Source organism: Vibrio chagasii, assembly GCA_041879415.1.
Taxonomy (GTDB): Bacteria; Pseudomonadota; Gammaproteobacteria; order Enterobacterales; family Vibrionaceae; genus Vibrio.
In genome coordinates this window covers 727,369-739,807 of sequence record CP090851.1, presented here as the reverse complement: position 1 = coordinate 739,807, position 12,439 = coordinate 727,369, and the positions used below count along the sequence as shown (strand labels likewise).

Annotated in this window: 11 protein-coding genes and 1 tRNA gene; 3 read left to right on the top strand and 9 right to left on the bottom strand. The window is 44.2% G+C overall.

Annotated elements, in window-relative coordinates:
- Positions 1–19: 19 nt before the first annotated feature.
- Positions 20–1,033 (bottom strand): C4-dicarboxylate TRAP transporter substrate-binding protein, encoded by a 1,014-nt coding sequence (locus tag L0991_03315; GenBank protein XGB63105.1) that lies wholly within the window; start codon positions 1,031–1,033, stop codon positions 20–22.
- Positions 1,034–1,306: 273 nt separating this feature from the next.
- Here L0991_03315 and L0991_03310 point away from each other — a divergent pair, with 273 nt between their 5' ends.
- Both L0991_03310 and L0991_03305 read left to right on the top strand, forming a co-directional pair.
- Complete coding sequence (locus tag L0991_03310; protein ID XGB63104.1) at positions 1,307–2,011, top strand: glycerophosphoryl diester phosphodiesterase; 705 nt, start codon at positions 1,307–1,309, stop codon at positions 2,009–2,011.
- 9 nt (positions 2,012–2,020) lie between these two features.
- Positions 2,021–2,773, top strand: a complete 753-nt coding sequence (locus L0991_03305) for a DeoR/GlpR family DNA-binding transcription regulator (GenBank protein ID XGB63103.1) — start codon at positions 2,021–2,023, stop codon at positions 2,771–2,773.
- A gap of 77 nt (positions 2,774–2,850) precedes the next feature.
- Here L0991_03305 and gltS read toward each other — a convergent pair whose 3' ends face one another.
- The 4 genes from gltS to L0991_03285 form a co-directional block, all read right to left on the bottom strand.
- Entirely contained in the window at positions 2,851–4,065 is a 1,215-nt protein-coding gene (gene gltS / locus L0991_03300) for a sodium/glutamate symporter (GenBank protein XGB63102.1), read from the bottom strand.
- Positions 4,066–4,318: 253 nt separating this feature from the next.
- Positions 4,319–4,409 (bottom strand) — tRNA-Ser (locus L0991_03295).
- 178 nt (positions 4,410–4,587) lie between these two features.
- Positions 4,588–5,037: an L-alanine exporter AlaE gene (locus L0991_03290; GenBank protein ID XGB63101.1), complete on the bottom strand. Its 450-nt coding sequence runs from the start codon at positions 5,035–5,037 to the stop codon at positions 4,588–4,590.
- 249 nt (positions 5,038–5,286) lie between these two features.
- On the bottom strand, positions 5,287–7,770 hold the full coding sequence (locus tag L0991_03285; protein ID XGB63100.1) for an ATP-binding protein: 2,484 nt from the start codon (positions 7,768–7,770) through the stop codon (positions 5,287–5,289).
- Between the two features lie 171 nt (positions 7,771–7,941).
- Here L0991_03285 and L0991_03280 point away from each other — a divergent pair, with 171 nt between their 5' ends.
- Positions 7,942–8,511: a UPF0149 family protein gene (locus tag L0991_03280; protein ID XGB63099.1), complete on the top strand. Its 570-nt coding sequence runs from the start codon at positions 7,942–7,944 to the stop codon at positions 8,509–8,511.
- Between the two features lie 130 nt (positions 8,512–8,641).
- On the opposite strand, the gene L0991_03275 is transcribed toward L0991_03280, so the two are convergent.
- The 4 genes from L0991_03275 to pal all read right to left on the bottom strand — a co-directional run bounded on the left by L0991_03275 (position 8,642) and on the right by pal (position 12,418).
- Positions 8,642–9,673, bottom strand: coding sequence for a potassium channel family protein (locus L0991_03275; protein XGB63098.1), 1,032 nt, complete (start codon positions 9,671–9,673; stop codon positions 8,642–8,644).
- Between the two features lie 175 nt (positions 9,674–9,848).
- Entirely contained in the window at positions 9,849–10,910 is a 1,062-nt protein-coding gene (gene nadA, locus L0991_03270) for a quinolinate synthase NadA (GenBank protein ID XGB63097.1), read from the bottom strand.
- A 146-nt stretch (positions 10,911–11,056) separates the two neighbouring features.
- Positions 11,057–11,842, bottom strand: coding sequence for a tol-pal system protein YbgF (gene ybgF / locus L0991_03265; protein ID XGB63096.1), 786 nt, complete (start codon positions 11,840–11,842; stop codon positions 11,057–11,059).
- 33 nt (positions 11,843–11,875) lie between these two features.
- Positions 11,876–12,418 (bottom strand): peptidoglycan-associated lipoprotein Pal, encoded by a 543-nt coding sequence (gene pal / locus L0991_03260; GenBank protein ID XGB63095.1) that lies wholly within the window; start codon positions 12,416–12,418, stop codon positions 11,876–11,878.
- Between the last annotated feature and the right edge of the window lie 21 nt (positions 12,419–12,439).

Here is a 12,439-nt window from a genome sequence, read left to right as displayed (position 1 = left end):
CTAATTAATTTATGCAGAACTACTGTGCAGCTCGGATCGTTTCTAGCTCTTTCATGATCGTCGCGTGTATGCCTTCACTCCAGCTTGGGAACTGGTTGTACACATCTGCCGTCAACTGGTTGAACTCTTCAGAATTCACTTCATTGAAAGTAACACCTAACTCTTCAAGTTTCTGAGTGTATTCAACATCCAGTTTAACTAGCTCAGCAGTGTTAGATTCAGCACCAGCCTCTAGCTCTTCGTTGATGATCTGTTGTTGCTCTGGCGTAAATTTATCCCAAAGCGTTGGTGAAATGTAGATACCCACAGTGCCAAGGAAGTGCTTAGTCAAAGACATGTTCTTAGCCACTTCGTAGATCTTGGTTGAGTACATGGTCAGGATAGAACCTTCAAGACCGTCGACAACGCCTTGCTGAACGCCTGCGTAGGTCTCAGGGAATGGAAGAGAAGCTGGAGCTGCGCCCATTGCTGAAAGTGTACTGATGAACAGCTGACTTTGTGGAACACGAATACGCATGCCTTTCATGTCATCAGAGTTAACAATCTCTTTATTGGTGATCATGTGGCGGAAGCCAAACATGTAGTCTGCGTTTAATACTTTGATGCCCTTCTCTTCCGCTTTAGCTTTAAGGCCAGCCACGAAGTCAGTGTCCATCATCGCTAAATATTCATCGTAGGTGTTGTACAGCATTGGACCTGCCAGTGCAGCAAAGTCAGGCACGTAATCACCTAGATAAGTCAAATCCTCTACGGCAATCCAGTTAGCACCGTTAACCACTTGCTCCAAGTTATCTTTGTAAACAGGCAATTGACCACCAGGGAAAACTTTAATGTTTACCGAGCCATCAGTTCTTTCTCGAATTTTGTCGGTCGCTTTGATTAACTCTTGTGTAAGCAGCTCATTTTGAGTGAACACAAGGCTCATGTTGATATTGATCGGCTCGTCTTTAGCTTCAGAACCAGCCTTGTCAGCTTCACCACAACCAACAAGCAGCGTTGCCGCCATAATTACTGTACCTAATAGCTTTTTCATTTTTCATCACCTTTATGTGGCTATCGTTTTCTAAATATAGAGGGTGTTATTAAGTTTTCGTAGAGTATGTGAGTGAATTATTACATTCATATGAACATTTATCTTAGCAATTTGAACATAGTGAGTATAAGGTCTCACTATTGTACAAACTCTATCCAACTCTTTTTAACTAGTTCTCATTTAAAACAGCGCAATATGGTGGAGAGTTAATAAATCTGTAATAAAGTGGAGCTACTGTTTCCTGAATTTTCAAATGAACATCGAGATTGAATTATGATCACAGGCCACCGCGGTGCCGCTTCTTTAGCACCTGAAAATACGTTAGTGAGTATTGAACACGCAGCGAAAGCTGGTGCTAAATGGATTGAAATTGATACCCAGTTGAGCGCTGATGGCATCCCTATGGTTTTTCATGACAAGACAGTCAATCGTTGTACTAACGGAACGGGTAATATCGCCGATTTAGACTTAACTACACTCAAGACGTTAGATGCTGGTAGTTGGTTTGGTAGCGAGTTCGCGGGGACCACGATTCCTACTTTGAGCGAAGCGTTCGATAAATGCCTAGAACTTGATGTAACTCTGAACCTTGAGATCAAAATTTATGACGATAAGGCTATTCAGCCGCTAGTTGAAACAGTGATCGCACTGGTTGAGCAAAAGCAGTTCCCTATTGAAAAACTGCTCATCTCAAGCTTCAAAAAAGAAGCGCTAAGTCTTTGCCAGCAAATGATGCCTGAGGTTAAACGTGGTTTTATCTGCGAAGTGTGGAACGATTTCAGCCTGGAGTCCCTTCGATCACTTGATCTGTACAGCATTCATATTGATCACCGCATCCTTGATGAGAAAACAGCAAAAGCGATCAAAGCTTCAGGCGCAGTTCTGAAAATATGGACCCTGAACGATCCACAATTGGCGGCTAAATATTTCAACCTAGGCGTCGATAACATCATCACTGACGAACCAAACCAATTTTAGTGGGCTTCTATGGAACTGAACCATCGCCAGAAAGAAATACTCGCAACGCTTAAAGCTAACCAAGATATTCAGATCGACCACTTAGCCGAGTTGTTTTCTGTTACCACTCAAACCATTCGTCGTGACGTAAACCACCTGTGTGAGCAAGGTCTAGCGCGTAGAGTGCACGGAGGCGTGAGCCTACCTACTACGCTCACGAACACGAGTTATCGATTCCGCGCTGGCGTTGAGTCAGAAACAAAAGACAGTATTGCTATAGCAGTTGCCGATGCGATACCTGAAGGCTCAACGGTCATGATGGGCATTGGTACGACCGTCACTCGAATCGCACAGTACTTATTAGCAAAGCCAGCGCTGCGAGTGATCACCAATAACCTTCAGGTCGCTCGTATCCTTGAGGCAAATGAGCAGATTGAAGTGTATTTGGCAGGTGGTTTGTTCAGACGAGAGCATCAAGATATGGTTGGCAGCAGCGTGGTCCACTTCTTCTCTGACTTTGAAGCAGACATAGGCATCTGTGGTTGTGGTTCAGTAACAGACAGTCATTTCGCCATGGAGCATGAACAAGTTGAAGCTGACCTATCCAAGTCAATCATAAAGAACAGCCGTGAAAGTTGGCTAGTCGCAGATGCTAGTAAATGGGGTCGGTTTGCTGCTCTGAAGGTAGCGTCACTGAATGATTTTGACCGCATCTACACAAACAACACTCAGCTGCCATCGGAATTGAACATACATTTGGTCGAAGACGAAGTACATCAATAAAGAAGAAAAACATAGATAGAAAAAAGCCTAGCTTCAACGCTAGGCTTTTTTGTTTAACAAGATAGACCAGAGAAATACTACATCCCAACAAAGAAACTGATCACCAGCGCATTAATCAAATCGACAAAGAAGCCACACACTAGAGGCACGACGATAAATGCTTGTGGGCTCGCACCGTAACGATGAGTCACGGCAGTCATGTTTACAATCGCTGTTGCAGTCGAACCTAAAGTGATGCCTCCGAAGCCAGAACATATCACCACTGAATCGTAGTTTCTTCCCATCAAGTAATAAACGACAAAGATGGTAAACAGCAGCGAAAGTAGAATTTGGATGCTCATAACCACAGAGATATAGCCAAACAGCCCGTCAAGATCCCAAATGCGGAGTCCCATTAATGCCATGGTTAAAAACATGCCCAGGCAGATATCGGAGATCATTGCCAACCCTTTGCGACCTTGGGCAATTTTTTCTTGTGTGCGACGCTTCTTGAACAAAGCCCGACCAACGTTTCCGATTAAGATACCTGCGATTAAACAGCTTACGAATAGAGGCAGTTTTAGGCCCATTGATTCAATAACTTCACTTAAGCTATAACCTAGCATAAGTGTCAGGTTTAGAATCAACCATGCCCATAAAACGCCGTAGTGGCTAAGCTCAGTTTTGGTTTCACTCTCTTGGAATGCACCAACCGTTACCTCCTCTTCATTTGAAGGGCTCACTTTGTGTTTGTTAAGAAGGTAGTTGGCAATCGGACCACCGATGACACAGGCTGCGATTAAACCAACCGTGTTGGACGCCACACCAAGCTCCAACGCATTCGAAATACCAAACTCTTCGACAAACATTGGCGCCCAAGCTAGGGTTGTACCGACACCGCCAATCAAGCTAATAGAACCTGACAGCAAACCCGCTTTCGCATCCATACCAAAACCCGATGCGACAGCCATACCCACCACGTTTTGAAGAACGATAAAAGTCGACGCCAAACAGAGCAGGATAAACAGCGGCCGCCCACCTTTTACCAACGTCTTAATGTCAGCTTGAAGACCAATACCAGCAAAAAAGTAGAGAAGCAGAAAGTCTCTAACATCGAGGCTAAAGGTGATTTGGATTTCAAAGAGATAGTAAAGCGCAGCGACGATAGCAGCACAAACAAAGCCACCAATAACTGGCTCTGGTAGTGAATACTTCCTTAATACTTCAGAGCGCTCGATTAAGCCTTTACCAATGAACAGCAATGAGATCGCAATGGTAAAGGAGAGCATTGGAGAAACGAGGGTTTCTGTCATGATGAGATAGATTCCTAAGAGTTAAGATTATTCATAATGTTGCTTACTCTAAATCTTGTAGATTCATGACAATAAATCAAGCGTTTATCGGTGACATCAATCGCTAATCTGGAGCAAAATGCTTCAACATAAACAGTGGGGGTGACGAACACAAAAGGACTTGAGAAAGTAATGTTTCGAAAGGAAGAATGTGTAAAAATTTAGGTGCCCAAGAACGAGAAAACCCCAGCATTTCTGCTGGGGTTTAGAATAGTGGTGGAAGGATGGGGATTTGAACCCCAGATACGCTATAAACGTATACTCGCTTTCCAGGCGAGCGCCTTAAGCCACTCAGCCATCCTTCCACAAATTGTGTTGAGCTCGTCACTCAACGAGGCGCTACTTTATTGATTCTGCTTGCTTTGGTCAAGGGGCATTATCAAAAAAAGTGCCTTTTTAAGTTTGTTCGATTACAAATTAACTCATTAGATCAAAAACAAACCAAATTTGATGCTATCGCTATTCTTAAGCTTGTTGCTTTTCTTAAGCTTGTTGATAGTAACCTGGAACTCTAAACCACTTACGGCACATATCTAAGAAGTAACCGTACAATACGCCCATACCACAAGAGATCACAGCGTTACTGGTTACCGCAGTCACGATCTGGTCACTTGAAGCACCAACAGCTAACAAAATACCAGCATACACTGGAGACTGGAATAACACGTAAGCCATTAAGTCAGAGAGGTTTTTCATCAACGAGCTTTGTGAAAGTTTTGCACCATTACGCAAGAACCAATCACGGAACACGCCATAAGGCCATGCAATCGCAATGTTTACCGGAATCGACAGCGTTCGAGAAGCAAGAGATTGCTCGAACGTCATACCAGAGATGAACACTTCTACGATCATGCCGGAGATAAAACAAAAAACTACCATAGCAAATGTATCCGCCGCTGCGTTACGAATACAAAATGGACCACGAGACTTCATTTAGCGTCAAACCTAAAATATATCACTACCTATTTAGTGATTTAGCAACATATAAACAAGGCACTTTCGCACCCTACCAGATAATGTCGCTATTAAAACACAAGATTAGCAGTCATACATTTCAAATTAAAAATCAAGTTGTAAATTAACAACCAAAAACCATTTAAAAACCAGTCACTTCCACTAAAAAATTACAAAAAGGTTATAATTCAGCCATTTCGTCATTAACTTTCCGTAATTAAACAACACCTATGCCATAGGCAGGTTGACGGTAATTATGTTGATCACATCTTGAGTCGGCGGAGCGCCTAAAGAAACCTGTTCTAATGCTTTATCAACTTGGCGAGAAAGCTCAGCATTGTCCATAGGTTCGACATGCTTACGCAGGCTTTCTAACGCTGATTGAATCAGCTCTAGGTTATTGTCTTCTAACGCGACATAGAGTGTCACGAGTAGCTCTTCGGTATTGTCCTTGTTGCGCAGATCAGGTTTCGGTAGTGAGCGGCTTGGGCTCTTATTTTTATTAAGGTTTGCATCATGACTATTTAAGCTCACAGGCTCCCCCAAAGACCCGTTCTCATTCTGGCTTTTGGTTTCATGATATTGATAGAGCTTGTTAGAGTAACGGAACAAGGCATCATCAAGTTCACGCTCATCAATCGGCTTAGCGATAATGTAATCGACTCCAGCCCCAAGCATGCGCTCACGAGTCTCTTTGAAGACATCAGCCGTACAACCAAATATCAAAACAGAAGACACTTCACCAATTAACGCTCGAATGGCTGTTGTTGATTCTACGCCGTCCATGACTGGCATGTGGTTATCCATCAACACGAGATCAAATCGCTCAGCAACAAGCGCCTGTATTGCCAGTTCACCGTTTTCAACGCTCTTGCAAGTAAAGCCCTTGCTATTCATAAAGGTCTCAATGATTACCGTGTTGGTTCGATTGTCCTCAACGATCAGCACCTTCAAGCCAGAGTAATCTAACTTCTTATGTGGCAAGCTCTCTATTTCACCAGGCTGACAAGGTTGAATTTTCAATCTTACATCAAAGCTCGTGCCTATCCCCTCTTCACTGGTGACGGTAATGTTGCCATCCATTAGCTGAGTGATTTTCTTTACAATCGCTAACCCAAGGCCTGTACCACCAAAACGCCTGGTCGTCGAAGACTCCGCTTGTTCAAACGGTTTGAAAATGCGCTTTTGCGCCTCTTTCGATATACCGATGCCGGTATCACGAACTCGAATGCTGAGGTAAGTATCGCTGCCTTCGACTATCTCTTTAAGGTAAACCTCAACAAAACCACGCGAGGTGAACTTCACTGCGTTATTTAAGAGGTTAAATAGAATTTGACGCAAGCGTGCTTTGTCGGAGAAGTACCAGCGACCGGAAGGCACTTCCGAGTACACCTTAAATTGGAGTCCTTTCTCAGAAGACAATGTGTAGTAAACACTGTTGATACTGCCGATGATCGAATCCAGTGGGAAGCGCGTCTCATCAAGGTCTAACCTACCCTGCTCAATCTTAGAGAAGTCCAAGATTTCATTCAGCAAGGTCATCATGTGATCGCCTGATTCATACAGACTCTTAAGGTGCTTCTCTTGCTCAGCATTAAGCGGGGTTTTTAACAGAATTTGCGCGGTACCCAAAACGCCATTCATCGGGGTACGAATTTCGTGTGACAGGGTCGCAAGGAAAGCAGTCTTTGCATTGGTTGATGCTTGCGCTTTCACTTTTTCAGCTTCGAGGTATACCGTCTTCTCATTGAAGGTTTTGATCAGGTGACCGATCTCATCATGACTCGAATAATCTACATCAATCACTTCACCGGCTTTTGAACTGTTGACCTGAGTGGCAATGTTGGTGATGGGACTGATTAAATAACGGTTAAGTAAGTAGTAACCCGCCATCACACACAGTAGTAACAAGGGCACAATACCACCTTCGATACTCATCACCTGACGAAATACTTCATCTGCTACCCGCGATTTAGAGTTAACGACATCGACTTGCCAACCAAACTCACCGAATTGATTACTACTAATGTAGATCCCTTCGACAAGGTTAAAGTTATGAGAAACCAGCACTTGGTTGAGCTTGTCTCTCAAGGTAATACCAAGGTTATACTCTTCTGCGTGATTCTTAATAAAACCCAGTAACTCTTCCAAAGAGAGATCCACCGTCGCGATACCTGCAAAGGTACCATCGTAGTAATACGGCGAAGACGCAGTGATCATTCGCACGTGCGTGTAAGGATCAATGTAGACGTCACTCCATGAGATAGTTCCCTGAGGTTCATCGACCACCGAGGTATACCAATACTCTTCGTGATAAGGGGCATTTTTCGGGTTGTTGTAAGAAAACAGCTGGTCGATGGTTCCATCGTCAGCTTTGTTGAAGAAGTAACTGTTTAAGAGCTTGTCGGGGTCTAACGCATAAGGTTCTGGCCAAATGCCAGCACTGACGATGGTGTCGTCACTCGCGGCTAACATCGACTTAAACAGAGGGATAACATCTTCGCCTTTACGGTGCGCCTGTGCAAAGCCAACTAGACTATCAACAAAACCTTGAGAGCTACTGAGTGGCTCTGTAATCAGCGAAGACAGTAGTTGCGTACGTAAGTCGAGGTTCTGTTGCAGTTTGGCGCGCACAGGAGATTCTACGACGTAATACGTGACGCTACCGACAATAGCGATAAACATTGCAAGGTATAACCCAAGCGCTACCATGCTTTTTTTCTTTAAAGACGACCGTATCTGCATAATTCTTTTATTGTTTTCTTTTCTGTTAAACCTAGTGTTTATCCTCAACGACATCAAGCCTTTTTAGATTGAAGCTTGATTGGCACAAGTTCATTGGTACTATAAGCGCAAATATGTTCCCTTTTACGGTACCTCACTTTGACTTTACAAGATATTCTTGCGCTTCCAGAGTTGGAAGGAAAGCTAATCACAGAACACAAAACCATGGGCTTTGTCACTGCAATGGCTGCAGCGCCTAATGTGTTAACCCCGCATGAGTGGCTACCGTTCCTTTGGGGTGGCGAAGAAGTCGCTCCTTTCACTGATGGCGAGCAACTAGAAAGCTACATTGAAGTGATCATTGCACTTTGGAACAAAACTCGTCCCGAACTAATCGAAGGCACTTGGGTTTGGCCTGAAGCTTGTCAATTAGACGAAGAGGAAGTGGTTAACACTGCTGCTCGTGATTTCTGTGAAGGCTTACTTCAAGGCTGGCAGATTGCTCGTGATGATTGGGAAACGCTAATGCCTGAAGATAGCGAAGACAACGCTCTGGTTGGCGGTGTTCTACTTTCTCTGAGCATGCTCTACGATCCAGAAACTTCAATCGCAACCCTTGCCGAACAAGGTATCGAAGGCCTAGAGCAGTTTGAAGAGATCTTCAATGCAGTTCCTGTAATGCTTTGTGGTCTAACTCAGCGTGGTATTGCACTGGCTGAAGCTCAATAAAAGTAATCAACAGAAACTACGAAACAAACAGCAAAAGGCCTCATGATGAGGCCTCTTTTAATGCAAAAATGTCCAGTAAGGCGAAACACTCTAGTACACGAAAAGCGCTCACATCAAAAAGAGTCGCGACTTAAAAGCCTTTCCAATCAAAGTCGTCGATACGCTCATCGGCAATATAGAACAACTTAGTACCGCTACTGACGACTTGATCCAATTCTGGATTGAGCTCAATACCGTTTCCAGAGTCTATCGCAATCAACGTCGCTTGATACTTCTCTTTAAACACAGAGAAAATTGGCGCCACAGTCACAGGTTCGGCATCTTGAGGGTAGTAAGTCGAATACTGCGTCATACCTCTCGTCGAGCTAAGCAGCTCTTGGTGCAGCGCGCTGGATCCCGGATCGACCGCGGCCTTTGCTAGCATCTCCGCGCCTACCGCAGGAATACACTCAGAGTTCGGGCAATGTTTATGTAGCAGGTCACTCAATGCTTCATCTTTAAAATAAACCAACAGATGCGCTTCTGGGTTTCGGTTGGCACAGTAAAGTGCAGCAGATAAAGTAATATCATCTTCAGGGTTATCAATCAGAATACAGCTGGCTGATTCAATCCCCGTCTTTTCCATCTCTTTACCATCAGTGTAGCTATTCACCTTAACGAAACTGATTTCACCAGGGAGTGGGTTTTCAATGTCTGAACGCGTACATAACACAATTGGACGCCTACCCGTCTCTTCATGCTGGAGCATACGGATAAGGTGAATGGTTCTTTGCTCATTCCACCCCAACATTAAAATATGATTTTCCACTCGTACTCTCCTTTTTCCTAACAAGCCAGCTCGCCAATATTCAACACCTTCTGTGGCAACCTTACCGAGTAACGCAGCAAACAGGCTCAGTCCACCCGGAATCACAAATAGAATGACAATCCATCGACCCGCTTCTGTCGTCGGTGATAAGTCGCCATACCCTACAGTCGAAGCGGTCACTACTAAGTAATACGCGAATGTCGTAAACGAACTGGTTAAGTCCGTCTCACCCACCAAATACAAACTTGACCATGAAATAAACACATAGCCAAGAAAAGTAACCAGTAGGTTTTTGCCGTTCAAAACAAAGATGTTTGCTTTGATCCAACGTTTGAGTTGTAACCAGATTATCATTCAAGCCTCAAATCCTGCGTTCTTACTTACATGCTAGAAAAAATACGCGATATCAACAAGATGAATCATCAGAAAAAGACACATGCTCACAACATTGATATTAGCAGGTTATCTTTAGGTACAAAAAAACCAGCACTATAGGCTGGTTTTTAATTTAGGCAGATAAGTAAGCCGCTTACGCGTTACCTTTTACCTGCATGTTTAACTGCTCTGCGAAATCTAACATACGGTTCAATGGAATAAGCGATTTAACACGTAGCTCGTCAGAAACGAAGATTTCGTGTTGCTCACCGCCATTCTCAAGTGCGTTTTCAATTGCCTCAAGACCGTTCATTGCCATCCAAGGACAGTGTGCGCAACTACGACAAGTTGCACCAGCACCCGCCGTTGGCGCTTCAATCAGCTCTTTTTCAGGAACCAGTTGTTGCATCTTGAAGAAAATGCCTTTGTCTGTCGCAACAATCATCTGTGGATGCGGCAGCTCTTTCGCTTTCTTGATTAATTGGCTAGTAGAGCCAACAGCATCAGCCAGCTCAACAACACTTGCTGGAGATTCTGGGTGCACAAGAATTGCAGCTTCAGGGTATACCGATTTCATCTTTCTCAATGCATCTGCAGAGAACTCATCGTGAACGATACACTCACCTTGCCAAAGCAACATGTCAGCACCGGTTTGATTCGCGATGTAAGAACCTAAATGACGGTCAGGGCCCCAAATGATTGGTTTGCCTTCAGCGTCTAGGCTTTCAACGATTTCCAAAGCAATGCTCGACGTAACCACCCAGTCTGCACGAGCTTTAACAGCCGCAGAAGTGTTTGCGTATACAACCACAGTGTGGTCAGGGTGAGCATCACAAAATTCTGTGAATTTATCAGCAGGACAGCCAAGGTCTAATGAACATTCAGCTTCAAGCGTTGGCATTAGAATGCGTTTTTCAGGAGTAAGGATCTTCGCAGACTCACCCATAAAACGAACACCAGCGATGATCAAAGTGCTTGCTGAGTGACGGTTACCGAATTTAGCCATTTCTAATGAATCGCCAACGAAACCACCAGTTTCTTCTGCCAGAGCCTGAATTTCAGGATCTGTGTAGTAGTGTGCAATTAGAACTGCATCTTTTTCTTGAAGTAGTTTTTTGATGTTTGCGATGTGGGCCTGTTTCTGAGCGTCACTCAGTGGAACTGGCTTAGGCGGAAACGGGTAAACTGTATCGATTTTATCTAGTATATGACTCATTGCTCTTGCTCTACGCAACTTCTTCCGAGAATCCGAGTATTCTACACAGGACAGGCATGAGGATCAAAAAGGATTGGTTGTAAGCAAGCACGATTGGGTATTGAAGCGGGTAGAAAAAAGAGGCGCCTTAGCACCTCTATTTGATTTTATAAGTGGGTTTGTGCCACTTTGGCCGAAGCACTGTTTGGGTACTCGGTAACGACTTGTTGGTAATATTTCTTAGCTTGCGCCGCATTGTTATTGCGCGCTGCTATGTCACCAAGCTTAACCAGTGCGTCCGCTCGCTTGTTTGAGTCTTTGTACGACACAACAGCGGCAAAGCTCTTCACAGCTTCTTTATCCTGCTTCTTAGCAAAATAAAGCTGACCTAACCAGTAATGAGAGTTAGGTGTGAAGGTAGAATCTGGGAAGTCTTTTTGAAACTGTTGGAATGCGGCAATCGCACCCGTGTAGTCTCGTTGCTTGAGAATCATGTCTACAGCATTTTGATAAGCAGTCTGCTCATCAACATCAGTACTGAACGTACCAGAAGCTTCTTTAGAGCCTTCGCTCGCGGCTACTGCTACCGTTGCGGTACCTGCTGCTTTCACCTCACCTCTTACGCGATCAAGCTCGATAAAGAGTTCACGTTGGCGCTCTAGCATTTGTTTCATATCGTAACTGTTGCGTTCTAGCTCACCACGAAGCTCACTGATTTCCAGTGCCATATCGTCCATTTGCTGTTGCATTTGAAGCTGAACAAGATTGCGATTTTGAAGCAGGCGCTCTAAACGCTCAATATCTGATTCGTTAGATGCTGATCGAGAGGAAGAAGAAGTTGAATTGGTTGCGGTGCTATTGAGATCGGATACTGGAGCTGGTGCAGCGAACGCAGTGTTCGCTGCACTTGCCAGTAACGAAAGCAAAATGACTCGCTTTGTGTTACTGAACATGAGGCAATTCCTCAATTAAATAGCTTACTAGGATTAGTAAACTAGTACTGCGCGACGGTTTTTAGCGTACACATCTTCAGATTGACCTAGAAGAAGTGGCTTCTCTTCACCGTAGCTTACGATAGAGATTTGGTCAGCTTGAACACCTAGAGCTTGTAGGTATTTTGCTACAGCTTGTGCACGACGCTCGCCAAGTGCGATGTTGTACTCTGGAGTACCGCGCTCGTCAGCGTGACCTTCGATAGTTACTTTCATGTCTACGTTCTTAACTAGGTAAGCTGCGTGAGCTGCTAGCATTTCTTCGTAGTCGCCAGCGATAGTAGAGTTATCGAATGCGAAGTAGATTGTTTGAGTTTCACGTAGTGCTTGCTCTTTAAGCTCTTGCTCAGACAGTTGACCGTTAGCGTCAATTGGCGTTACAACAGTTGTATCTACGTTGCCTTCTGAACCAGAAGTAGTTTGGTTGCTTTCAGTACCAGATGTTGCAGATGTTGCTTCATCAGTTGAGCTACATGCCGTTACTGCCATCACTGGTAGTGCAATCATTAAGCCTTTAAGAACTTTATTAAGTTGCATCGTTTTTTCCTTACGTTATCA